The sequence below is a fragment of the Desulfosporosinus shakirovi genome, from assembly GCF_020595055.1.
In the GTDB taxonomy this organism is placed as follows: Bacteria; Bacillota; Desulfitobacteriia; order Desulfitobacteriales; family Desulfitobacteriaceae; genus Desulfosporosinus; species Desulfosporosinus shakirovi.
Genome location: NZ_JAJDOO010000004.1, coordinates 34,285 through 58,019 on the forward strand (window position 1 = coordinate 34,285; position 23,735 = coordinate 58,019).

At 44.3% G+C, this 23,735-nt stretch carries 19 protein-coding genes and 1 riboswitch; of the genes, 18 read left to right on the plus strand and 1 reads right to left on the minus strand.

From position 1 onward, the window contains the following. Positions 1-6 precede the first annotated feature (6 nt). Both thrC and LJE72_RS05005 read left to right on the plus strand, forming a co-directional pair. Positions 7-1,248, plus strand: coding sequence for a threonine synthase (thrC, locus tag LJE72_RS05000; RefSeq protein ID WP_229246531.1), 1,242 nt, complete (start codon positions 7-9; stop codon positions 1,246-1,248). Positions 1,249-1,409: 161 nt separating this feature from the next. Beyond that, positions 1,410-2,891 carry a pyridoxal-phosphate dependent enzyme gene (locus tag LJE72_RS05005; RefSeq protein ID WP_229246532.1) on the plus strand — a complete coding sequence of 494 codons (1,482 nt, stop codon included), beginning with the start codon at positions 1,410-1,412 and terminating at the stop codon, positions 2,889-2,891. Between the two features lie 26 nt (positions 2,892-2,917). Here the strand turns inward: LJE72_RS05005 and LJE72_RS05010 are convergent, their stop codons facing one another. Then, on the minus strand, positions 2,918-3,262 hold the full coding sequence (locus LJE72_RS05010; protein WP_229246533.1) for a hypothetical protein: 345 nt from the start codon (positions 3,260-3,262) through the stop codon (positions 2,918-2,920). Between the two features lie 98 nt (positions 3,263-3,360). On the opposite strand from LJE72_RS05010, the gene LJE72_RS05015 reads away from it, so the two are divergent. The 16 genes from LJE72_RS05015 to LJE72_RS05090 all read left to right on the plus strand — a co-directional run bounded on the left by LJE72_RS05015 (position 3,361) and on the right by LJE72_RS05090 (position 23,646). Next, the gene (locus LJE72_RS05015; RefSeq protein ID WP_282437835.1) at positions 3,361-3,636 is read left to right on the plus strand and encodes a Uma2 family endonuclease; all 276 of its coding nucleotides are present in this window, start codon (positions 3,361-3,363) and stop codon (positions 3,634-3,636) included. Positions 3,637-4,010: 374 nt separating this feature from the next. Further along, positions 4,011-5,234: a diaminopropionate ammonia-lyase gene (gene dpaL, locus LJE72_RS05020; RefSeq protein WP_229246535.1), complete on the plus strand. Its 1,224-nt coding sequence runs from the start codon at positions 4,011-4,013 to the stop codon at positions 5,232-5,234. Between the two features lie 175 nt (positions 5,235-5,409). Continuing rightward, a complete protein-coding gene (locus tag LJE72_RS05025) occupies positions 5,410-7,176 on the plus strand; it encodes a sigma-54-dependent Fis family transcriptional regulator (RefSeq protein WP_229246536.1) in 1,767 nt (588 codons plus the stop codon). 354 nt (positions 7,177-7,530) lie between these two features. Further along, on the plus strand, positions 7,531-8,778 hold the full coding sequence (locus tag LJE72_RS05030; protein ID WP_229246700.1) for a YgeY family selenium metabolism-linked hydrolase: 1,248 nt from the start codon (positions 7,531-7,533) through the stop codon (positions 8,776-8,778). 486 nt (positions 8,779-9,264) lie between these two features. Further along, on the plus strand, positions 9,265-10,269 hold the full coding sequence (locus LJE72_RS05035; RefSeq protein ID WP_073029515.1) for an ornithine carbamoyltransferase: 1,005 nt from the start codon (positions 9,265-9,267) through the stop codon (positions 10,267-10,269). Between the two features lie 2 nt (positions 10,270-10,271). Beyond that, on the plus strand, positions 10,272-11,222 hold the full coding sequence (gene arcC, locus LJE72_RS05040; protein ID WP_229246537.1) for a carbamate kinase: 951 nt from the start codon (positions 10,272-10,274) through the stop codon (positions 11,220-11,222). A 555-nt stretch (positions 11,223-11,777) separates the two neighbouring features. After that, positions 11,778-13,172 (plus strand): dihydropyrimidinase, encoded by a 1,395-nt coding sequence (hydA, locus tag LJE72_RS05045; RefSeq protein ID WP_229246538.1) that lies wholly within the window; start codon positions 11,778-11,780, stop codon positions 13,170-13,172. 2 nt (positions 13,173-13,174) lie between these two features. Then, complete coding sequence (gene xdh / locus LJE72_RS05050) at positions 13,175-15,736, plus strand: selenium-dependent xanthine dehydrogenase (protein WP_229246539.1); 2,562 nt, start codon at positions 13,175-13,177, stop codon at positions 15,734-15,736. A gap of 82 nt (positions 15,737-15,818) precedes the next feature. Beyond that, on the plus strand, positions 15,819-16,664 hold the full coding sequence (yqeC, locus tag LJE72_RS05055) for a selenium cofactor biosynthesis protein YqeC (RefSeq protein ID WP_229246540.1): 846 nt from the start codon (positions 15,819-15,821) through the stop codon (positions 16,662-16,664). Then, positions 16,646-17,269: a nucleotidyltransferase family protein gene (locus LJE72_RS05060; RefSeq protein WP_229246541.1), complete on the plus strand. Its 624-nt coding sequence runs from the start codon at positions 16,646-16,648 to the stop codon at positions 17,267-17,269. Before yqeC ends, LJE72_RS05060 begins: the two co-directional genes overlap by 19 nt. A 98-nt stretch (positions 17,270-17,367) precedes the next feature. Then, on the plus strand, positions 17,368-18,216 hold the full coding sequence (gene yqeB, locus LJE72_RS05065) for a selenium-dependent molybdenum cofactor biosynthesis protein YqeB (protein WP_229246542.1): 849 nt from the start codon (positions 17,368-17,370) through the stop codon (positions 18,214-18,216). A 231-nt stretch (positions 18,217-18,447) separates the two neighbouring features. Further along, positions 18,448-18,547: riboswitch (purine riboswitch) on the plus strand. 55 nt (positions 18,548-18,602) lie between these two features. Further along, positions 18,603-19,445: an FAD binding domain-containing protein gene (locus tag LJE72_RS05070; protein WP_229246543.1), complete on the plus strand. Its 843-nt coding sequence runs from the start codon at positions 18,603-18,605 to the stop codon at positions 19,443-19,445. Beyond that, complete coding sequence (locus LJE72_RS05075; RefSeq protein ID WP_229246544.1) at positions 19,442-19,909, plus strand: (2Fe-2S)-binding protein; 468 nt, start codon at positions 19,442-19,444, stop codon at positions 19,907-19,909. Before LJE72_RS05070 ends, LJE72_RS05075 begins: the two co-directional genes overlap by 4 nt. Then, positions 19,906-21,171, plus strand: coding sequence for a xanthine dehydrogenase family protein molybdopterin-binding subunit (locus LJE72_RS26160; RefSeq protein ID WP_282437837.1), 1,266 nt, complete (start codon positions 19,906-19,908; stop codon positions 21,169-21,171). Before LJE72_RS05075 ends, LJE72_RS26160 begins: the two co-directional genes overlap by 4 nt. Then, positions 21,168-22,163 (plus strand): xanthine dehydrogenase family protein molybdopterin-binding subunit, encoded by a 996-nt coding sequence (locus tag LJE72_RS26165; protein WP_282437838.1) that lies wholly within the window; start codon positions 21,168-21,170, stop codon positions 22,161-22,163. The genes LJE72_RS26160 and LJE72_RS26165 overlap by 4 nt, the downstream gene beginning before the upstream one ends. A gap of 106 nt (positions 22,164-22,269) precedes the next feature. Further along, a complete protein-coding gene (locus LJE72_RS05090; RefSeq protein ID WP_229246545.1) occupies positions 22,270-23,646 on the plus strand; it encodes an NCS2 family permease in 1,377 nt (458 codons plus the stop codon). The last annotated feature ends 89 nt before the right edge of the window (positions 23,647-23,735 follow it).

The window sequence follows — 23,735 nt, forward strand, 5'->3', positions numbered from 1 at the left end:
ATCTTGATGAAGAATGTATTAGGACTGCGCTGTATTGATTGTGGAAAGCAAGTTCCTGCCGAGGCGGGTACCTATACTTGTCCATCCTGCGGCAAAAAAGGCGGCATTATGGATGTAGAATACGACTACAAAGAAATCAATCGGCTGACTTCTCGCGAGCAACTAACCCAATCCAAAGACTATTCTATTTTCCGCTACCTGCCTTTTCTGCCCATTGGTCCAGACTCTGCACGCCCTCATCTGCGAGTGGGTTGGAGTCCTCTTTATAAACCTCAGGGTTTAGGCAAAAGTTTAGGTATGAGTAACCTGTATGTTAAAGACGACGGTCAGAATCCGACAGCTTCGTTGAAAGACCGAGCCTCGATCATTGCTGTCATTAAAGCAGTGGAAGAAAAGGCACCGACGGTCGCCGCTTCTTCTACCGGTAATGCGGCCTCATCTTTGGCAGGCAGCGCCGCTGCCATGGGTATTAAATCTGTTATTTTTGTTCCGAGCCGTGCACCCCAAGGGAAGATTGCCCAATTGCTGATCTTTGGAGCTACAGTGATTAGTGTTCAAGGGTCTTACGAAGACACCTTCAGGCTTTCAGCGGAGGCGATTGAACGTTTTGGTTGGTATAATCGTAATGCTGCGATTAACCCCTACCTGGTTGAAGGGAAGAAGACCGTCGCTTTGGAGATTGCTGAGCAATTAAACTGGGAAGTACCGGATTGGGTGATCCTTTCTGTTGGGGATGGTTGCACTATAGCCGGGGTTTGGAAAGGCTTTAAGGACCTCTATAATGCCGGGTGGATCGACCGCTTGCCTAAAATTGCCGGAGTTCAGTCTACAGGATGTTGCCCCCTCGTCGATGCCTTCGTGGAAGATCGCCCTTGGACTCCCAAGGAAGAGAACACGATTGCCGATAGTATTGCAGTTGGAGTGCCGCGCAATCCGGATAAGGCCTTAAACGCTGTTCGTGAATCGGGTGGTACGATGGTCGCAGTATCCGATGAGGCTATCTTGGATGCCATGCGTGAATTGGGCAGAACAAGCGGTATCTTCGGAGAGCCTGCCGGTGTGACCGGAACTGCCGGGCTTAAGGTCCTGGTGGAAAAAGGAGTTATAGGAGCCGACGAAAAAGTCGTTTCTATTGTCACAGGCAATGGATTGAAGGATGTTCAAAACGCGATTAAAGCGGTGGGCGAGCCCATCAAAGTCGAGCCTTCCCTGAAGGAGCTCTTGGTGAAGTTGGAAGGGAAGGTTTAGTCGTGGTTCGATATTTGATATTCGTTGTTCGAGGTTCGAACGGGAAGTGATGAACTGCGAACGCGATATACGAAAAGGACGACGTAAAAGTAATTCGTGAATTGCCTGACAAAAGAAGAGGAACTACTAAATTTCGAACCACGAATTGAAGGAGGTCAAATATGAGAAGCTTGATCAATTTAACCATTAATGAAGAGCAACTAAAAAAGACCGTGCAGAGTGTTAAAGAAAAAAATGTTGTTATTCCTACCCTGGCCCAAATGAAGGACCCAAATAAGATACCGGCATCAGTAAAAGAGAAGTTGAAGAAAACTGGCTTATGGGATGTTGATCCCATTAACTTATTCAGAATTTCTTGGAAAAACCAACCGGTTAAAGATGGCGGCTTATTTAATCCGTTGCCGAACTACGTTGAAATCCCTCCTGAAATTTCAGGGGTTAAAGCTAGAATTATTGCTATGGCAGGTAAGTATTTCCCGACGGGTGCTCATAAGGTTGGGGCAAGTTTTGCTTGTTTAGTACCTCGTTTAGTGACGGGACAATTTGATCCTAAATATCATGAAGCAGTTTGGCCTTCAACCGGTAACTACTGCCGTGGCGGAGCCTACAATTCCGCCTTATTAGGGTGCAAATCGATTGCTATTCTACCGGAAAATATGAGTAGAGAGCGTTTTGAATGGCTGAAAACCGTCGCAGGGGAAATTATTGCAACTCCCGGCAGTGAAAGTAATGTCAAGGAAATTTATGATAAAACCTGGGAACTCCGAAGAACCCGAGATAATGTTGTGATCTTTAATCAATTTGGAGAACTTGGTAATCATTTATGGCATTATGAAGTTACCGGAAATGCTATGAATGATATTATCAAAGCTGAAATCGGCTCGAAGGGGAAATTTGCGGGAGTATGCTTAACTTCGGGTTCTGCCGGTACGCTGGGCAGCGGAGACTACTTAAAAGATCAATATCCACATGCTAAAATCGCTGTTGGCGAAGCCTTACAATGCCCAACCTTACTAGATAACGGTTTTGGTGAACATAGAATTGAAGGAATCGGGGATAAACATATCCCCTGGGTTCATAATGTTAAAAATACTGATATGGTCATCGCCATTGATGACAATGACAGCTTGGGATTGTTCCGTCTCTTTAATGAGCCTGCCGGCCAGGACTATTTGAGAGAGCAAGGGATATCTGAAGAGGTTATTGAGAAGCTTTCTTGGGTTGGAATTTCCGGTGCAGCAAATATTCTATCCTGCATAAAATTTGCCAAATACTATGAGTTGACCGAGAATGACATTGTTATGACGGTACTTACAGACTCTGCAGAGATGTATCAGTCGAGATTGCAGGAAATGGAAGCGGAAAGAGGCAGTAAATATGCTTCGCTTAACGCTGCCATTGATCATAACAGAAACGTTTTGGGCGTTAGAACTGACAGCATGGAAGAGTTAACTTACATGACCAAGAAGCGTATCCACAACCTTAAGTACTACACATGGATTGAACAACAAGAGTATGATGTAGACGATCTTAATGCACAATGGTATGATTATGACGAATACTGGGGTAAGTTGCACCAGATGGGACCAGAACTCGATAAACTCATCGAACAATTCAATGAGAAAGTCGGTATTGCAAAATAAATTTGCTAAATAAGTAAATCGATTATCTAGAGGCAGCGGTTCTTGCACAGGAACCACTGCCTCTTTTTTAGGGACAAGCAGTATTGCAGAAAAGGTAACACTTTGCCCGTACTTTTCTTAGGTTTTGGTTCACTGTCGCTACAAGATTGGCAGCCTCCGCCACAATCAGTTTTATTGCCGATAAAAACTTTTCGCCAAAACACTTGCCATTTTCCGTCTATTTGATCTACGCGGGTTTCCACTTCATACTGAGGTCCGTGTTGTTGATTGGCTAACCTGGCTTCGGTTGTAGCAACAATATTTGCAGTTTTCTGGGCTTGTTTTTCAGAGTCATAGAGAGCCTGTATTTTTACCCATTTCACTAAGTCCATTTGAATCACTTCCTTAATTAACACTTCGTAAGCTATGATAACCACTTAATCATAGCTTATAAGAATAATCGTAACAGAAACATGTCACATCTTTTTAAATGGACAAAAAGGGGTGTAAGGGTGCCGTTGATTCGATAATTAGAATTATATCACTCACGACTGCCAAAAAGGATATGCAGGAAGAATTCCTCTTGTACGAGCAGAGTGGAGTAAGTGAATACTGGTTGGCATTTCCTTTGGATAGGGTTGTGGATGTATATGTTCTTGATAAGGATAACAAGTATCAACGAAGTGGGCTGTATCAATACTATGATAAAATAAAGGTTGAAATTTTTGAAGACTTGGAGATTGATTTGGGTTTAGTATTTACATAAGGAGATACAGCTTTAGAGAAGTACACTGACATCAGACTCATCGGTTTCCGCCTGAATGATTCGCATTATCGTATCCGGTTAATGAACACTTCTCTTTTTATGATAATCACTAAATTATAGAGATTGCAAGAATCTCAAATCCCCAAAAAAGAGACCTGCTAGATCAAAAAATATCTGGCAGGTTTCTTTTTTGGATTGGCATTCGACGTTGGCATGATAATTGCATTGAATATCATAGCGGAAAGCTTAGTCAATGAATTCGTTTTAGGGGGAGATAGAAGGTTTATAGGCAAAACAAGAAATTGTTTTTTTGATACCGTATTAAATGTGTCGTTTTATTGCACAATATTCAAAAAAGAGGAGAGGTACTTTAAATGTCTGAAAAGATTAAATGGATACAAAACAGTATGGTTAAACAAAACGGAATCGGTGCTTCAACAGAACTTTTTAATAAAATGGCCATAGAAAAGGCAATAAATTTCCACCGCACATTCCCGGATTATCAACCTACCCCCCTTCGCGAACTTAGCAAGCTTGCTAACAATTTAGGGGTCGGTGGAATCTATGTAAAAGATGAGTCATATCGGTTTGGCCTCAATGCGTTTAAAGCCTTGGGGGGTTCCTATGCAATCGGCAGATACCTAGCGAAACGACTGAACAAGGATATTAGTGAACTGCCTTTCGAAGTCCTTACTTCCCCAGAGGTTAAAGAGCAATTGGGCGATATAACCTTTGCCACCACTACAGACGGAAACCATGGTCGTGGAATCGCTTGGACTGCTCGACAATTACGTCAAAAGTCTGTAGTCTATATGCCCAAAGGCTCTTCACAATATCGTCTGGAAAGGATCAGGTCTGAAGGTGCTGAAGCTGAGATTACTGATATGAATTATGATGATGCTGTACGAATGACAGCTGTAGAAGCAGAAAAGCACGGATGGGTAGTTGTACAGGATACATCTTGGGAAGGTTACGAGGAGATTCCAAGTTGGATTATGCAAGGTTACGGGACAATGGCGGCGGAGTCCATAGAACAGCTTAACAATCTGGGTATTGAGAAGCCCACTCATATTTTTGTTCAGGCAGGAGTTGGAGCTCTGGCAGGTTCTGTACAAGGATATTTTGCTTCCTTATTTAAAGAGGGACGCCCGGAAACCGTGATTGTGGAGGCGGATCAAGCGGATTGCTTATATAAATCTGCTCTTGCAGCGGATGGCAGACCACGGGTAGTTGGCGGTGACATGGCTACTGTTATGGCAGGACTTGCCTGCGGAGAACCTAACTTGATAGGGTGGAATATCTTGCGCGATTACAGTGATGTGTTCGTTTCATGCCCTGACTGGGTAGCGGCGAAAGGAATGCGTGTGTTGGCAAATCCATTGCTGGGGGATCCGAAAGTGATCTCGGGTGAATCTGGCGCTGTAACCGCCGGTTTGCTTAGCACGCTAATGATAGATGAGGGCTTAAAAGAGGCCCGTGAAGCTCTTCATCTGGACGAAAAATCTCAAATACTACTCTTTAATACAGAAGGAAATACTGACCCCTTTAAATATCGCAGTATTGTTTGGGATGGAGAATTGCCCTCTGCGGGACGTTAATAATTAGTTCTGGAACTAGTATAGAAAGGAAGCACACAATCGTTAAAGATAAGGTGCTTCTTTTCCCTTTTATAATTCTTTTATTCTTACATGCCTTATGGAGTAGGAAGTAAGCGATATAAGGCGAATAGTTGTATATAATGTAGGTTAAAGCGAATAATATGAGGTGTAAAGCATGTTGTATTACCTGCGTAATATTAAGAGCACAGTCCAACAAACTGCAGACGCGATTGCTGCAGCGCTAAAAATCGAAGTTGAAATTGCGGATGCCGACTTAATTCGGGTTGCCGGTACGGGGAAATATAAAAGCCAATGCGGTTGCCCAATGGATGATGGCTTTGTCTATCGGCACGTAATGAAAACAGGAGTTCCGGTTATTATTGACAACCCTGGCTTCAACGAACTCTGTCAGCCTTGCCCCTGCAGAGGGAACTGTATGGAGTATGCTGAGGTTGCCATACCCATACGCATAGAGGATCAGATCATAGGGGTTATTGGATTAGTAAGCTTTGATGAGGAGCAAACTCAGCGGCTAATGGACAATAAACAATCCCTGTTGCTTTTTTTGGAAAAGATGGCTGATCTTCTTGTTGGGAAGGCAACTGAAATCCAACAAAATCATGATCGCGACATTTTAACAAGCCAATTAGTTACAGTACTGAATCTGTTGCATGACGGCATTTTGTTAGTTAACGATCAGCAAAAAGTGACGCATTATAATACGCTGGCGGCTAAATTATTGGACATTGATGCGCAAGAAGAACAAGCTTTATATCACCTGTTGGATAACAAAAATCTTTGGCTTGCCGTTGAACGGGGAGAAACCTTTTCTGGCAACATTCAGGGGAAAAGGGTGGCTACACAACTATATTGTGACGTAGTGCCAATAAAGAAAGACGGAATTATTGAAGGCGCAGTAATTACTCTCAGGGATCTTCAGCAAATCAAGAAATTGGTCAAAGCGGCGACTGTGAACGATATTGAAACTCATTTTTCACAGATTGTCGGAAATTCTAAGAAGATGAAAGACTTAAAAGCCATGGCCTTACATGTTGCTCCCAGTAAGGCAACCCTCTTGATCCAAGGAGAAAGCGGAACAGGAAAAGAACTGTTAGCTCGAGCGATCCACCAGAGCAGTAAACGAAAAGGGCATGCCTTCATCGCCATAAATTGTGGTGCCATTCCTGAAAATCTACTGGAAAGCGAATTGTTCGGATATGAAGAAGGATCCTTTACAGGGGCTAAGCGAGGTGGGAAACTAGGAAAGTTTGAGCTTGCTCATAATGGTACTCTTTTTTTAGACGAGATTGGGGATATGCCCCTTCACTTACAGGTTAAGATATTGAGAGTGCTACAAGAAAGGAGGGTTGAGCGAATAGGCAGTACTCGCTCAATTCCAGTGGATGTACGTGTCATAGCTGCCACTCACAGAGATTTGGATAACATGGTAATAACGGGCGAATTTAGAGAAGACCTTTATTATCGTTTAAATGTTATTCCGCTGACGATTCCACCCTTGCGAGAACGTTTAGAAGATGTCCCTATATTGACCAAATTTTATTTAGATTATTATTCTGTAGTAACTGATAGGTCGGTTAGTGGAATCACCTCGGAAACTATAGAAATCTTGTCCCGTTATACTTGGCCGGGGAATGTCCGAGAATTGGGGAATGTGATTGAATACTGCGTAACCATGGTGGCTGGGGGGATGATTACCTCTGATACCTTGCCAAAAAGAATCAAGACGGAACATAAACCCGAAATGATAGATTCCTCGTTAAACCTCAAAGTCTTAGAACGGGAAACAATTATGAAAGCCTTAACGCTTGTTGATGTGAATGGGCATAAGGAAGATGCAGCAAAATTATTAGGAATTAGCAGAGCGTCTCTCTATCGCAAGATTAAGGAATACGAAATCGGTGAAAATAGAACTTTTTCTTAGTTAATTAAATCAGGTTTCTATTTTCATAGCTAAGATATGTTTCAAAGGTAGACTTTTGTCTCATAATGAGACTTATAACGAAGAATGTCGAATTGACAGTCTTTCAGAGATTATTTTTATTTCAGGTGGTTATTAAAGTGTCTCAGAATGAGATTGGAACAAAGTGATAATACAAAGATTTCTGGGGAAAGATACACCTGACCTAAGATATAAATGTTTTTTTTGAATGAAACTACTTGGCATGGTTCTTGCATTTATTAAACCATGTAAAACGAAAGGTCATCTTTAAAGTAAGGGGATCCGACAATTCACATTAAATTTAAAGCAGCATTGAAAGGGGATTGTATTTTGAAAATGGAATTCACGAAAGTTCTCGAACTGGCTAAAAAATATGAGCCGGAAATGAGTCGGTTTTTACGGGATCTAATCGCAATACCAGGTGAAAGTTGCGATGAAAAAGGGACAGTTCTTCGCATCAAAGAAGAGATGGAAAAAGTCGGCTTTGACAAAGTTGAGATTGATCCTCAAGGTAACGTTCTTGGTTATATTGGCCATGGCAAACACTTAATTGCCATGGATGCACATATTGACACAGTAGGCGTAGGCAGCTTGGAGAATTGGCAGTATGACCCTTATAAAGGGTTTGAAGATGATGAAATCATTATCGGCCGTGGTGCCTCTGACCAAATCGGTGGAATGGCATCGATGGTTTATGCAGGTAAGATCATTAAGGATCTTGGCTTAGAAGATGATTATACCATGGTTGTTGTCGGTTCCGTCCAGGAAGAAGATTGTGATGGATTATGCTGGCAGTACATTATCAAAGAAGACAAGGTCGTACCTGAATTTGTTGTAATTACCGAACCTACCGATGGAAAGATCTACCGCGGACATCGTGGCCGGATGGAAATTAAGGTATTGACAAAAGGTGTTAGTTGTCATGGTTCTGCTCCAGAGCGTGGGGACAATGCCATTTATAAAATGGCCCCAATTCTGCAAGAGCTGCGCAGCTTGCATGAAAATCTTATGGACCACCCATTCCTTGGAAAAGGCAGCTTGACAGTTTCGGAAATCTTCCACACTTCCCCTTCACGTTGTGCAGTTGCAGACAGTTGCTGGATTTCCGTCGATCGTCGCTTAACTGCTGGCGAATCATGGGAATATGCAGTTCAACAAATTAAAAACCTTCCTTCAGTAAAAGCTGCTAATGCAGAAGTTACCATGTATATGTATGATAGACCGTCCTATACTAATCTGGTTTATCCAACTGAATGCTATTTCCCAACCTGGCTAATCGAAGAGGGACATCCTGTAACCAGTACTCTTGAAGATGCTTACAAAGGCTTATTCGGTAAAGATCCAGTGGTAGACAAGTGGACCTTCTCCACAAATGGTGTTTCCATCATGGGTCGCTATGGAATTCCTTGCATCGGTTTTGGACCGGGACATGAAGACCAAGCACATGCTCCAAATGAGCGAACCTGGAAAAAGGAACTTGTGGATTGTGCGGCTATGTATGCAGCGATTCCTAGCATTTATGTCAAGGAGTATGCTGATAAGATGCCTAAGGATACTGAGAATTTAGTAGAGATTAAGAAGTAAGTATGGGAGCAAGGCGGCATTACTCCGTTCGCACACGTTCCGTCGCTACTCTTTGTCGCGATTCGGCGGTAACCTTTAGTTGAAGTTTCATATTTTTTAGTCTTAATAATTGGCTACCCTGAAAAACCCCAGTCAGACCCCAAAGGGCGGCTTCGCCCACAAGAGAGAACCCATTGCATGGAGAGAGGCGGTAAGGCCCACAAAGCTGGCGCGGGGAAGCGGAGCCACAGGTTCACATCAGGTATTACCCGGAGGTTTGGCACGAAAGTGTCCGGTGGACATTTTCGCTGAAGCGGCAATCTCCAAAGAATACTTCCCCGCTGAAGATAGCCCCGCGCCAGCGTGTGGGCGAGCCTCGGAGTGCTGGGTGAGCGGATGTGGGCGAAGCCGTCCGACCCCAGCGACCTGTTTTCATCTTCGGATAGTGGCGCATAGCGGCATGAGGTCTACTCTCAATAAAACATAATTATTAGGAGGAATTAATAAATGAACACAGTATTCAGAGGAAGACATTTTATCAACTTAGAGGATTTTACTAAAGAAGAAATAGATACAATGCTTGATGTTTCTTTAGATCTTAAGAGAAAATTTGCTATGGGCGAAGATACTGATTATCTTCATAATAAAACCGGCTTTTTAATGTTCTTCGAGCAATCCACTCGAACCAGAAACTCAATGGAAGCCGGTATGGCTCAATTGGGCGGTCATGCAGGATTCTTGGATTCCAGCAGTATGCAAATTGCTCATGGTGAGACTGCGAAAGATACCGCGATTATTCTTTCTCGTTTTGGCCATATGATTGCTTGCCGTTATTGCAACTGGGGTCGCGGTAACCAATACTTGACCGAGATGGCAAAATGGTCGTCAGTTCCGGTGATGAACTTGCAAGATGACCTTTATCACCCATTCCAAGGTTTGGCAGATCTGCTGACGATTAAAGAGAAGCACCAAGACTTGAGACGCAAAAAGATTTCGATCATTTGGGCTTATGCTGAAAGCCATAAGAAACCAATCTCTGTGCCTGTAACCCAAGTTCTTCTCTTCCCTCGTTATGGTATGGATGTTTGGCTGGCTTATCCGAAGGGTTGGGAGCTTCCTGAGTGGGTTATCACCCAAGCCAGAGAAAATGCTGAGAAGCATGGCGGTACTTTGACAATTACTCATGATGAGGCTGAAGCTTATAAAGATGCGGATATCGTTATTCCTAAGAGCTGGGGTAACTGGGTTACGGATCAAACCGGTGCTTCAGTTTCCGGTGCAACTGCAGTTATTGATGATGCCCTCGTTTCTAATAAGAGCTGGAAGTGCACTGAAGCAAAAATGGCTACTGCCAGCAAAGATGTAATGTATATGCATGCTTTACCTGCTGACCGCAACAATGAAGTTGAAGACTCTGTTATCGATGGACCTCATTCTATCGCTTATGATGCTGCAGAAAACCGTTTGCATACAGCTAAAGCTGTTATGACATTGTTGGTAGGTGGAAAATAATTGTGAGTACACTAGCTGTTGTAGCAATTGGTGGGAATTCTCTGATTCGTGATAACGCGCATGAGTCCGTTGAGGATCAATATCAGGCTGTTGTAGAAACAGCCAAGCATATTGTCGGGATGATCGAGCAGGGCTATGAAGTGATTGTTACTCATGGCAACGGTCCACAAGTAGGGTTTATCTTAAGAAGGTCGGAAATTGCTAAGGATGTTGCAGCAATGCATCAGGTTCCTTTGGTCAGCTGTGGGGCAGACACCCAAGGGGCCATTGGTTATCAAATCCAACAAGCAATGGATAATGAATTCAAGAAAAGGGGTATGGATAAAACGGCTGTCACTATTGTGACTCAAGTCGTGGTTTCCGAAAATGACCCGGCTTTTCAGAAACCAACTAAACCCATTGGTTCATTTTACACCAAAGAGCAAACCGCGGAAATTCAAAAGGCTAACCCAGCCTGGGTTATGATTGAAGATGCAGGCAGAGGGTATCGCCGGATGGTTGCCTCCCCTCAGCCTCAAGAGATTGTTGAAAAAAATGTTATCAATAAGCTAGTACGCGATGGATATTGTGTAATTAGCGTTGGTGGCGGCGGAATCCCTGTAGTCAAAGGTGAGGACGGTTTATTACACGGTGTTGACGCGGTTATCGACAAGGATTTTGCGACGAGCCTTTTGGCCGCGGATATTAAGGCGGACGTCTTAATTATTTCGACGGGAGTGCCTACTGTTTATTTGAATTACGGCAAGCCTGACGAAAAAGCCTTAGATAAGGTGACGCTGGCTGAACTGAAGCAATATGTGGTTGAAAACCATTTTGCTCCGGGAAGCATGTTGCCTAAAATCCAAGCCGTTATCAGCTTCCTGGAAAATGGCGGAAAAGAAGCGATCATTACCAATCCTGAATCGCTGGAAGAAGCCGTCGCAGGGAAGACTGGGACCCATATATATCCTTGATCCTAGATATATTTAAATTAATAAAAAACTTGAGATGAAGAAGTTTAAATTCTTCATCTCAAGTCTCACAGACAATAGTAAAAAGGATATATTTATTCTGTTATTTACCTGGAATGAGAAGGGCGAATCTTTTTAAGTTGCTTTTTGAATTCAAAATATGCGCAGAAACGATTCCTCTTGGGAAACGATCTGCGTCAATTCTTTATCCAATAACTAACTGTCTCACTAATACCGGCTTTTCTTTTAGAGGAGAGTAGCTTCTCGTTATCGACGTGGTTACAGCGACAACTAGATCGCCCATGCCCGTGGGAAAAGTGGCGCTAAGCTCCTAGATAGCATGTCATAGGTTTAATCTCGATTAATAGCCCATGAGTCAGAATTTTGAGAATGCCACTATTACAGAGATCAGTAATCAGAGGCCGAAGGCCAGATGAATATTTAAAGAATCTGAATCGCCCTTGATAAGATAGATAGATTCTTCAGATTAAACACTGAGGAAGTTTCCATAATGTTTGTGACCCAAGATGAGGAGATTTCCCTTAAGGAGAAATGAACATGGGTATAGTATTAAACGGTGGAACTATTGTTACGGCTGCAGATCTATATCAAGCAGACCTCCGCATTGAAGGCGAGAGAATTGTAGCTATTGGCTGCGATATCAAGCAACCTGGTGATCAGGCAATAGATGTGGATGGCTGCTTTTTGTTTCCGGGAGGAATTGACCCACATACTCACTTCGATCTCCCAATGGGGGATTTTTCGACATCAGATGATTTTTCATCTGGTACAAAAGCAGCTGTATTAGGCGGGACAACAACTATCCTGGATTTTGCCACTCAGTTTAAAGGGGAAACTTTAAAAGAGGGCTTGATGAATTGGCATACAAAGGCTAGGGACAAGTGTTATGCCGACTACGGTTTTCATATGGCAATCACAGATTGGAATGAGTCCATAGCCCAAGAAATGCCGGAGTTGATTCGAGAAGAAGGGATACCGTCATTTAAGCTTTATATGGCTTATAAGAACGTCTTGCAAGTTGACGACGGGGATTTGTTACAAGCTCTGCGCCAAGCCGGAGAATATGGGGCCCTGGTTTGTGTGCATTGTGAGAATGGTGATATCGTCTATGATTTGGTACATGAACATATAACTCAGGGTAAAACTGCTCCAAAATATCATCCGCTGTCTCGGCCTCCGGTAGTAGAAGAGGAAGCCACTTCACGAGTTATTACCCTTGCTCAGTTGGCTGATGCTCCCCTCTATATTGTCCACCTTACCTGCAGCGGGGCACTTAAGGCAGTGAATGATGCGAAGTTGAAAGGGCAAGAGGTTTACGCTGAAACCTGTCCTCAATATCTTTTGTTAGATGACAGCTATTACAGTGCCGAAGGTTTTAACGGTGCTAAATATGTAATTTCACCGCCTTTGCGTCCGGTGTGTAATCAGGAAGTTTTATGGGCAGGCTTAAAAAATAGGGTCTTAGATGTGGTCGCCACGGATCATTGCGCCTTAAATTATCAAGGACAAAAAGATAAGGGCCTGAATGATTTCAGCAAAATCCCCAATGGAGCGGCAGGCGTTGAAACCCGCATGGGATTGTTGTATACCTATGGGGTTTTGACTGGGAAGTTAACCTTAAACGATTTCGTAGCGTTAACTTCAACGAATGCAGCAAAACTCTTTGGCTTGTTCCCCCGAAAAGGAACCATAGCTCCTGGGAGTGACGCAGACCTTGTCGTTTGGGATCCCCGTATATCATCGGTGATAAGGGCTGCGGATTTGCATCAGCAGGTCGATTACACCCCTTACGAAGGTTTTAAGCAGACCGGTCAGGCGATTCATGTATTCTTACGTGGAAAACAGGTTGTCCGGGATGGACAGCTAAAGGTGGATAAACCCACGGGGATATACTTATCCCGTAAGCCATTCCTTAAGAGAAAGGTTGGGTAATAATGTATATTGTTGATATTAATGGCGCAATTCATAGCGTGCAGGAGGATAAGAATCTGCTTGATTTCTTGCGAGATGAGGCACAGGTAACTTCACTTAAAAATGGATGTGGAGAAGGAGCTTGTGGTGCGTGCATGCTTTTAGTGGATGGCAAGGCTATGCGAGCTTGTATTTTGACCGTCGCTAAGGCATCCGGAAAAAAACTTCTGACCGTTGAAGGGCTATCCGAGGGAGAAAAGGAAGCTTATACTTGGGCGTTTGCCGAAGCAGGCGCAGTTCAATGCGGCTTTTGTATACCAGGTATGATTATCAGTGCTAAAGCTTTGCTTGATAAGAATGCCAACCCCACTTCTCAAGAAATAAAGCAGAGTATACGCGGAAATATTTGTCGTTGCACAGGATATATAAAAATTGAACAAGGCATTTTCTTGGCAGCTCAGGTATTACGGGGGGAAATACACCCTAAGTCGTCTCTGCAGCCCGGGGCTAGAATCGGAACAAGTGTACAACGTGTGGACGCTCGTGAAAAAGCAATGGGAACGGGACAATATGTGGATGATATGCAGGTAGATAATATGCTTTATGCAGCGGTTTTAAGAACTAAGTACCCTAGAGCCATTGTCAAAGCCATTGATGTATCTGAAGCGCGTTCTTATCCGGGTGTGGAAGCGGCATTAACCGCAGAGGACATTCCGGCAGATCGCAATCACGGTCATATTTTTCCTGATTGGCCGACCATGGTTTCCATCGGACAAGAAACAAGGTATATCGGGGATGCAATTGCCTTGGTTGCCGCTCAGACGAAAAAGCAAGCTCGAGAAGCCTTAAATTTGATTAAAGTGGAGTATGAAGAGCTCAAACCGATCCTGAGTCCGACAGAAGCCCTTGCTGAAGGAGCTCCTCGCATTCACGAAAAAGGGAATCTGTTAAGCACAACCAAGATTAAACGAGGAAATCCTGAGGAAGCGCTTGCTAATTCCGCACATGTGGTTACGAATCGTTATACAACCCCGCCTACTGAACATGCCTTTATGGAACCGGAAAGTGCTTTAGCCATCCCTCAGGAAGACGGAGGGGTCACAATTTACGTTGGAGATCAAAGTGTTTATGATGATCAACATGGGATTATGGCGATGCTTGGCTTGCCCGCAGAAAAGGTGCGTGTAATCAGCAAATTGGTCGGTGGCGGATTTGGAGGTAAAGAAGATTTAAGTGTCCAACATCATGCCGCTTTACTAGCGATAAAAACCCAAAAACCTGTCAAACTAACCTTTACTCGCCAGGAAAGTATCTTAGTGCACCCCAAGCGCCATGCTATGGAATTGGAAGTCACCACTGGATGTGACGAGAAGGGGAAGCTGACGGCTATGTCAGCCAAGATTGTTGCTGATACGGGGGCTTATGCCTCTTTAGGCACCGCTGTTCTGCAACGGGCGTGTACCCATGCTAGTGGTCCTTATCAAATAGCCAACGTAGATATAACCGGGCTCTGCGTTTATACAAATAATCTTCCGGCTGGTGCATTTAGAGGCTTTGGTGTTCCCCAGTCTTCTTTTGCGGCTGAAACAAATATGGACCTCTTAGCAGAAAAAGTGGGGATTTCTCCTTGGGAAATTCGCTACCTTAACGCACTCGAACCAGGGATGGTTAATTCCACCGGTCAGATTACAGATGAAGGAACTGCCATCAAGGAGACACTTCGTGCAGTTCGGGAAGTGTATGAGTCTCATCCACATGCTGCGGGAATTGCCTGTGCTATGAAAAATACCGGTATTGGAGTGGGTCTTCCGGATACAGGGCGGGTAAAAATTAAAATTCTTAATGGGAAAGCGGTAGTCCTGACCAGTGCTGCCTGCATTGGACAAGGTTTTGCCACTATTGCAACACAGATCGTTCATGAAGCAACGGGTTTGCCTCTGGAACAGATTGAAGTTGGTGCTCCTGATACCTGTTTGACGCCTAATTCTGGGACAACAACTGCTTCGCGTCAGACTATGTTTAGTGGTGAGGCCGTGCGTCAAGCTTCTCTGAAACTGCAACAAGCGATGCATAATGCCACCTTTGAGGACTTAGACGGGCAAGAATTTTACGGGGAATACTTTGGGGAAACCGACCCCATGAATTCAGACAAGCCAAACCCAATTAGCCACGTCGCCTATAGTTATGCAACTCATGTTGTTCTCCTAAATGAACAGGGAATGGTGGAAAAAGTGGTCGCAGCTCATGATGTGGGAAGGGCCATCAATCCGAAAGCCATCGAAGGGCAGATTGAGGGCGGAGTTTGCATGGGATTAGGCTATGCTTTGCGTGAGGATTTTCCGCTTCTTAATGGTGTTCCGGCAGTAAAGTATGCCAAGTTAGGACTTTTGCGCTCGACAGAAATGCCTGAGGTTGAATCCGTAATTATTGAAAAGAATTCTTCTCCATTAGCTTACGGTGCCAAAGGAGTAGGGGAGATCGCCTCGATTCCGACGGCTCCGGCAGTTGCATCCGCATATTACAAGTTTGATGGCAAACTGCGTTGTTCCTTGCCTCTGAAAGAAACTCCGTATAATAAAAAATAATTTTGAATTTTCTAATTTTTGGCGCTTGAACAATGTCTTAGACTCACGTAAACTATCCGTAAACAGTCTTTAGGAGTTAAACATGACTAGTTCGACAACAAGATCTACCATCAGTTCGACAATCGGAAGCGGCAGTCTTTGGGATATGACTCAGCATTTACCTGTTACTACCTTCATCGGGGCTGGCGGGAAGACAACGTGTCTTCAATCACTGTCTCATGAAATCGCATCCGCCGGTTTGCAAGTTGTGGCAACGACTACAACAAAGGTCTATCCTGAGGAACACATGAAGGCTTGGAGGAATCTCAATCCTCCCCCCAAACAAAAGGGTGCTTGGTTCTGGTATAATAAACTTGAGGGTGAAAGTGGAAAATGGCTTGGCCCATCAGTTACAGCCGTTGACAATGCCATCTCAAAGGATATTCTCTCATTTGACTTGCACGACTTGAAGGGTCGCCGTTTTTGGGTGATTGAAGGAGATGGTGCACGAGAGCGCAAGTTAAAGTGTTGGGAGTCCTATGAACCGCAAATTCCTAAGTATACGGATTGTGCTGTGTTAGTGCTGGATCTCGGGTTATGGGGAGATCTTCTGCAAGAGGATCAGGTTCATAGATCTCACAGGTGTAAGGATCTTCTCGGTCAGGTTTGGAAAGCTGAGAGTGCTTGGAGATATTTTTTGAGGTCTCCTGTCTTTGCTCCTCAATATGAGCAGATGTTTTGGGTTATTCTCTTGAATGGTCCGGGAAAAACCATTGAGAACAAAAAGGTAATAGATCCAATGGATTCATTGGATCTATTACACGATCTTAAGCATAAATGGTTAGAAATCCAACAGAATCCTGTACCCTTCGAAGCGAGACCCAGTCATTTACGCCTAGCCGTGGGGGATGCCAAAGAGGGGGGCTTACGATGGTTCGATTTGTGGTAATGGCCGCAGGTTTGGCTACTCGAATGGGGCGAGATAAACTTGCTCTGCCTTGGAAGAAGACCACTGTCCTAGGGCATGTTATTGAAACGGTTCTTGAGACGATCAAACTGCATAAGAGTGAATCAATGTTAGCAAAGATTGAGATTCACGTTGTCTCACGGCAATCCATTGATACCTATGTTTCAGAAGAGGGTATTAGAGAGTTTAGAGAGCATGGCGGGATTTGGCATTATGTTCCAAGTCCTAAACCTCTTGCGCAGACGATTAACATAGGATTACAAAATATAAATAATCAAGTACATAGTTACGCTTTTTTACCTGGGGATCAGGTAGGAATTAATGTTCAAGAGCTCTCAGCCTGCCTGGGAGAGGTGCTTAGGTTATGTCCGGATTTCATTGTTCCCATTGCCGAGGATACAACAGGTTCCCCTGTGTTTTTTCATAAACGATACCTCCCGGAACTATTGGCGCTTCGGGGTGAGCAAGGTGGAAGAGCTGTTTTAAATAAATATCCGGATCGATGGCTTAAATTTACTGTTAAGGAAACTTTGTTTTTGGATGTTGATACACCTGAACAATATAACGCTTTATTTAACAAACTATAGTTCTGCTAAGAGAGTTAAACCTCCTAAACAGATGTAATTCTAATATCTGCTTTAAACAGTTAATAATTTAAACCCTATAGACAAGGAGAAATGTGCGAATGAACAATAAACTGGTAATGGATGGGCCGGTGGTTTTAATTCGTGGGGCAGGTGAACAAGCTTCCGGCGTCGGTTGGGCTTTGGCTAAAGCAGGATTTAGAGTAGTAATGACGGAAGTAGCTGAGCCTTTAATGGTCCGCTGGCCGGTATGTTTTGGTACTGCAATCGAAGAAGGCCGTTGGCAAGTTGAAGAAATTACGGCTTGTCGTATAGCTTCTCTACCCTCAGATTGTGAAACTGCTTGGAAAGCGGGAGAAATCCCAGTCCTTGTCGACCCTGATTTGGAGACATTACCTGCGCTTAATCCTATAATATTGGTGGATGCTATTATGGCGAAACAAAACATCGGGACGACACAGAATATGGCCCCGTTAACCATCGGTTTAGGACCGGGGTTTACTGCGGGAGAAGATGTAGATGTCGTTATAGAAACTAACCGAGGGCATCATCTAGGCCGGATTATTTATTCCGGACCGGCTCAGCCCAATACCGGGATTCCGGGAGAAGTTAAGGGTATTTCTAAAGAACGAGTTGTCTACTCTAATAAGATTGGGGTCTTTAAAGCTAAGCGGGCAATTGGAGAACAGGTTTCTGCGGGAGATTGCTTGGGTGAAATTGAAGACGGGATAGAGAATGCCAAAGTAGTGTCCTTAATCGATGGGGTTTTAAGAGGGTTATTGAGAACAAATACCCAGATTTCTGAGAATATAAAAATTGGGGATATAGATCCTCGTGGGAACGAAGAATACTGTTGGACGATTTCGGAGAAAGCACGTGCTATAGGGGCCGCAGTTTTATTAAGCATCCTGGAATCCGGTATCATTAGTCCACTGCGTTTAAAAGGCTAGAAATTGTTTTAACTTTAGTTGAACGAGTTCGATAGTTTGAAAAATAGTCTTCTTACTTGGCGATTGATGCTTATTCACTTTGTGGATCATTTTACCTAAAATGTAAGACGATTTTTTATATTTAGCAGAATAAACTATATACAAATCGAATGTTTATATTGTAATATGTGTATTAGATCTTATGTCTTAAAACCGTTTTAGAGAATGAATCAGATTAATTGATTGCTCAATAATTAAATACTGAATTCTACTCATATAACCTCGATAATTGGTTCGAGGGTTTCTACGAGGCAACCGAAATTGCTTCTCTATGAGCCAGGGATGGCCATAGAGTCTTGCAATAGAGGTTGTTTTTTTGCGTGCAAAATAATAAATGAGGTGAAAAAATGAAGTATTTTCAACCGTACAGCGTGGAAGAGGCTATAGAAATAGCCCATGCATCCGAGTCGACTTTCTTGGCTGGGGGAACCGACCTTGTACTTCATATGCGTACCGGCAAAGCTCAGCCCTCGGGTCTCATAGACCTGGGCAAAATCCCCGTACTTCGCGAGATCAAAGAAGTTGACGGATTTATAGAAATCGGGAGCATGGCCACCTTTGCAGAATTAGGAAATAGTGAACTCGTTGCCCAAAATGCTTATGCCCTTTGGCAGGCCTGTCAATCCATGGGTTCTCCCCAAATTCGAAATCAAGCGACTTTGGGCGGAAACTTAGGTAACTGCTCACCGGCTGCGGATGGCTTGCCGCCACTACTAGCCTTAGGGGCAGAGGTCCATTTGATTTCGCAAGAGGGGGAGGAATTTGTACCTTTATCCACTCTCTTAAGCCGTACACCGCTCTTCGGGCAGGACACCCTCATTCGTGGATTCCGTATCCCTATCAATAGTTGGCAGAGTGGCTTTGCAAAATTAGGCAAGCGCAGAGCGTTAGCCATTGCCCGATTAAGTGTCGCTGTAGCGGTAGAAATAAATGGAACCCGGGTGGAAAATGTTCGCGTAGCCTTAGGAGCAGTAGGCAGACGAGCTTTCTTAAGTGAATCTCTTGGCCGGGAATTAAGCGGTCTGGACTTAAATGGGGCTTGGTTGGAAAAAGGGATTTTGGAAGTCCAACAGATAGTTCGAGAAGCTTTGGGGGCCCGGGCATCTGCACCCTATAAAAGGGTAGCGGTTTCTGGAGTCTTTCGTGAGGCGTTAGCGTCGATCATCACAGAAGGAGGGACACAGGCATGATAGAGATTAAACTTGTTGTAAATGACAAGCCTTATACTTTGGAAGTTGAACCAAGTGAACGTCTCATTGATGCTTTACGCAACCGTTTGGGACTGCTGGGAACGAAAGAAGGGTGTGGGGAAGGAGAATGTGGGGCCTGCACCGTGATTATGGACGGCAAAACAGTGAACTCCTGTCTTGTTCTGGCAGCTCAAGCCAACGGAAGTGTCATTACGTCAATTGAGGGAGTAGGAAATCGGCGCTCACCCCATCCGGTACAGAAGGCCTTTGTCGAGGTTGGAGCCGTTCAATGTGGTTTTTGTACCCCTGGAATGGTTTTATCAGCGAAGAATTTACTGGATAAAAACTCGAAGCCTAGTAATGAAGAAATTGGAATTGCCATGTCAGGGAATCTTTGTCGCTGTACAGGGTATGATAAAATTTTGCGGGCTGTAAAAATTGCTGCTGAGGAGGGAAAAGAATGAAAACTTCAGTAGTAGGTTCCCGAGTTGTCAGAGAAGACGCCTGGGGGAAAGTCTTCGGGCAAACCAAATTCCCTGCAGACGTGAATTTGCAGGGTCAGATCTACGCAGTAGTTATTCGCAGTCCGCATCCTCATGCCAGAGTTCTGGGAATTAACAGTGAACAGGCAATGAGCCTGGCTGGTGTGGTGGCTGTCTTAACGGCTAAGGATGTTCCTAATAATTCTCACGGTGTACTCTTTCGCGACCAGCCTGTCCTGGCAGAGTATATTCGAATGGTCGGGGACCCGGTGGCGGTTGTCGGAGCGGAAACAGAGGAAATTGCTCGAGCCGCTGCCAAGCTCGTAGAAGTAGAATACCAGGTTTTGCCGGCGGTGTTTGACCCGGAGGAGGCTATGATGCCTGATGCGCTCCCTCTTCATCCAACCCTACGGCCGACAAACGTTTTATATCACATGCCGATTCGGCGGGGCAATTTGCAAGAAGGCTGGGCTCAAGCAGACGTGGTAATTGAAAAAGAGTACAGTACTCAACATGTGGACCATGCCTTTCTGCAACCCGAAGCAGTGCTGGCTCATGTGGATGAACGGGGACACATGGTGGTGCAAACAGCTACCCAATACGCTCACTATGATCGGGGCGAGATTGCCCATGCTTTAGGGCTTCGTTTTAGCCAGGTTCAAGTCAAAACCTTAGCGGTGGGAGGAGCTTTCGGAGGACGGGAAGACATTTCACTTCAAATTATGGCGGCTTTAATGGCCTGGAATACGCTCCGACCTGTAAAAATGGAAAACACCCGGGAAGAATCCTTTTATTCTCATTCCAAACGTCATCCTATGCGGATGCACTATAAAACAGGAGCGACGAAGGACGGAAAATTAGTTGCCCTGGAAGCTAAAATTATTGGGGATGCAGGTGCTTACTCTTCTTGGAGTATCAACGTTTTGCGTAAGTCTGCGGTACATGCCAGCGGACCCTATGTCATCCCGAATGTTTCAATTGACAGTTATGCTGTCTTTACCAACAATCCTTATTCTGGAGCCATGCGTGGCTTTGGTGCGGCCCAAACAGTCTTGGCTTATGAGAGTCAAATGGATCTCCTCGCGAAGGAGATTGGAATTTCTCCGTTAGAGATCCGTTTGCGTAATCTTTTTAAGGTTGGAAGTATTACGGCTACAGGACAAGTATTGACGGGAAGTGTCCCACTTGATCAGTGCCTGGCGAAAATCGCGCCGTATCTCCAAAGAGGGGGGGTCTCTCAATGAAAAAGAGGGGAATTGGCTTAGGTTGCTCCTGGTATGGCACGGGTTATGGGAACGGTTTCCCGGACGTGTCCAGTGCCTTTGTAGAAATTCACGATGACGGGTCAGCGACGGTGTTGACGGGAGCGGTCGACGTAGGGCAAGGAAGCAACTCGATCTTTGCCCAAATCGCAGCGGAAGAGCTTGGACTAGAGTCCAAGGATATCTGCGTTTATTCCGGTGATACGGATGCAACGCCTGATTCAGGAACGACGGCAGCGACTCGGCAAACCTATAATACGGGAAATGCTGTCCTTAAAGCTGTTCGCCAAGCAAAATCCTCTTTGTTAGATTATGCTGCCCATGAGTTTTCTTGCCCAACGTCAGAAGGCATAGAGCTTAAAGAGGGTTATATAGGAGTCAAAGGTGATCCTTCACGCTGTATGCCTTTAGCTGACATGGTTTTTCAAGCACGTTTAAAGGGTGAACGGTTTATAAGTGCCGAAAGCTCGACGGCGCGTTCGACTCCTGTCGATCCGGAGACCGGACAGGGGGCTCCTTACTGGCCATATGCCTTTGGATGTCAGATGGCTGAGGTAGAAGTGAATACTGAAACGGGTATGGTCCGTGTTCTCAAAGTGGTTGCTGTTCATGACGTAGGAAAAGCCCTGAATCCAACTCAAGTAGAAGGGCAAATTGCGGGAGGAGTAACCCAGGGAATAGGGTTTGCTTTGCTTGAGGAACTGGAATTAAAAGAGGGTAAAATTAATAATCCGGCCCTTTCCAGTTATTTGATTCCCACGGCCTTAGATGTGCCTAGTATAGAAGCTTTATTCGTGGAAGATGCAGAGTGCACTGGTCCTTTTGGTGCTAAGGGACTCGGTGAACCGGCAATGCTTCCAACAGTTGCGGCCATCATTAATGCTATTGATGATGCTGTGGGAGTGAGGATTACGTCTCTACCAGCGACACCGGAAAAAATTCTGCAAGGGTTAGCAGAGAAGAAGGAGGGGTGAGTGGTACTAAGTTAGGGTTTAAGCAATAGGACAAATAATTTGCATAGGTTTAGACCAAACTACCCAAGTAAGTATAGAGCATTTATCTTAATGGGGAGGGCTGTACATGTCAACCGTTACGAATAATGATCAGAAGAAACCACCTATGAACGAGCCAACGGGATTATTTGATCGATTTTTTCATTTGACAGAAATGGGAACTAACCTACGGACAGAAATTCTGGCGGGAATAACAACATTTGTTACCATGGCCTATATCTTGTTTGTAAATCCTAATATTTTGGCTGATGCCGGTATGCCAATTAATGCGACATTTGCTGCAACAGCGATAGCCGCAGCCTTTGGTACCCTGATTATGGGTTTGTACGCGAATTATCCAATTGCTTTGGCTCCCGGAATGGGGCTTAATGCATTTTTTACGTACACTGTCGTCCTGGGTATGGGACTTCCTTGGCAGACCGCACTAGGTGCTGTCTTTATCTCGGGAGTTGTCTTTTTTCTAATGACGGTAACTAAAGTTCGGGAATGGATTATCGAGGGAATTCCTGAAGTGCTTCGGCTCTCCATTGGAGTGGGCATTGGCATATTTATTGCTTTTATCGGTCTTAAGAATGGTGGGATTGTAGTTGCAGACGCCAACACATTTGTGACACTGGGCAACATGAAGTCGGCAAGTGCGATTGTGACTGTTTTTGGTTTGATTGTTACTGGATTTTTCATAGCGAGAAAGGTCAAAGGCGGCTTACTAATCGGTATATTATTGACAACACTTTTCAGCATGCTCATGGGTTACTCTTCATTACCAACGGGCCTATCTAGTTTTGTATCGGTCACCAATCCGTTTACAGTCATAGCTCCGGTGGCGTTTCAACTTGATATTTTAGGGGCTTTAAGCTATGGCTTGGTTTCCATTCTATTTGCATTTACGTTAGTGGATTTATTTGATAATATTGGGACATTGCTAGGTGTGTCACGTAAAGCGGGACTTTTAGACGAAAATGGAAATTTGCCCCGGGCTGGAAAAGCCTTAATGGCAGATTCTGTTGGGACAATGTTTGGAGCCGTCGCAGGAACACCAACTGTAACATCATACATTGAAAGTGCTTCTGGCGTGGCTGAGGGTGGAAAAACTGGATTGACTGCAGTTACAGTTGCAGGTCTGTTTTTGATATCCCTTATTTTTGCTCCGCTGATCTTGTTGATTCCTGGAGAAGCAACAGCACCTGTCCTTATTTTGGTGGGTACCATGATGATGGGTGAAGTTATTCATATCAAGTTTGATGACTTTACGGAGGCCTTACCAGCTTTTTTGACCATTGTGATGATGCCGTTAACGTCTTCTATTGCTCAAGGTATCGCCTTTGGATTTATGTCTTATACGATCATTAAATTGCTCGCTGGAAGACATAAGGAAAATAATCTAGTAATGTATGTCTTCACAGTTCTCTTTATCGTTCACTTTATTATTGGTGGTGGCCATTAATAGAACTATATGATTATTAGGAGATGCGCATATATCGGAGTTTGATGTGTGATGTTCGAGTATCACACATCAAATATCGCGCATTTACA

Excerpts from the sequence above, each read along its gene's own strand:
- LJE72_RS05015 (WP_282437835.1), top strand. The coding sequence starts at position 3,361 with ATGGACAAAAAGGGGTGTAAGGGTGCCGTTGATTCGATAATTAGAATT.
- LJE72_RS05090 (WP_229246545.1), top strand. The coding sequence starts at position 22,270 with ATGTCAACCGTTACGAATAATGATCAGAAGAAACCACCTATGAACGAG.
- LJE72_RS05075 (WP_229246544.1), top strand. The coding sequence starts at position 19,442 with ATGATAGAGATTAAACTTGTTGTAAATGACAAGCCTTATACTTTGGAA.
- LJE72_RS05060 (WP_229246541.1), top strand. The coding sequence starts at position 16,646 with ATGGTTCGATTTGTGGTAATGGCCGCAGGTTTGGCTACTCGAATGGGG.
- hydA (WP_229246538.1), top strand. The coding sequence starts at position 11,778 with ATGGGTATAGTATTAAACGGTGGAACTATTGTTACGGCTGCAGATCTA.
- LJE72_RS26165 (WP_282437838.1), top strand. The coding sequence starts at position 21,168 with ATGAAAAAGAGGGGAATTGGCTTAGGTTGCTCCTGGTATGGCACGGGT.
- LJE72_RS05070 (WP_229246543.1), top strand. The coding sequence starts at position 18,603 with ATGAAGTATTTTCAACCGTACAGCGTGGAAGAGGCTATAGAAATAGCC.
- LJE72_RS05010 (WP_229246533.1), bottom strand. The coding sequence starts at position 3,262 with ATGGACTTAGTGAAATGGGTAAAAATACAGGCTCTCTATGACTCTGAA.
- LJE72_RS05025 (WP_229246536.1), top strand. The coding sequence starts at position 5,410 with ATGTTGTATTACCTGCGTAATATTAAGAGCACAGTCCAACAAACTGCA.
- xdh (WP_229246539.1), top strand. The coding sequence starts at position 13,175 with ATGTATATTGTTGATATTAATGGCGCAATTCATAGCGTGCAGGAGGAT.
- yqeC (WP_229246540.1), top strand. The coding sequence starts at position 15,819 with ATGACTAGTTCGACAACAAGATCTACCATCAGTTCGACAATCGGAAGC.
- LJE72_RS26160 (WP_282437837.1), top strand. The coding sequence starts at position 19,906 with ATGAAAACTTCAGTAGTAGGTTCCCGAGTTGTCAGAGAAGACGCCTGG.
- yqeB (WP_229246542.1), top strand. The coding sequence starts at position 17,368 with ATGAACAATAAACTGGTAATGGATGGGCCGGTGGTTTTAATTCGTGGG.
- dpaL (WP_229246535.1), top strand. The coding sequence starts at position 4,011 with ATGTCTGAAAAGATTAAATGGATACAAAACAGTATGGTTAAACAAAAC.
- LJE72_RS05005 (WP_229246532.1), top strand. The coding sequence starts at position 1,410 with ATGAGAAGCTTGATCAATTTAACCATTAATGAAGAGCAACTAAAAAAG.
- thrC (WP_229246531.1), top strand. The coding sequence starts at position 7 with ATGAAGAATGTATTAGGACTGCGCTGTATTGATTGTGGAAAGCAAGTT.
- LJE72_RS05030 (WP_229246700.1), top strand. The coding sequence starts at position 7,531 with ATGGAATTCACGAAAGTTCTCGAACTGGCTAAAAAATATGAGCCGGAA.
- LJE72_RS05035 (WP_073029515.1), top strand. The coding sequence starts at position 9,265 with ATGAACACAGTATTCAGAGGAAGACATTTTATCAACTTAGAGGATTTT.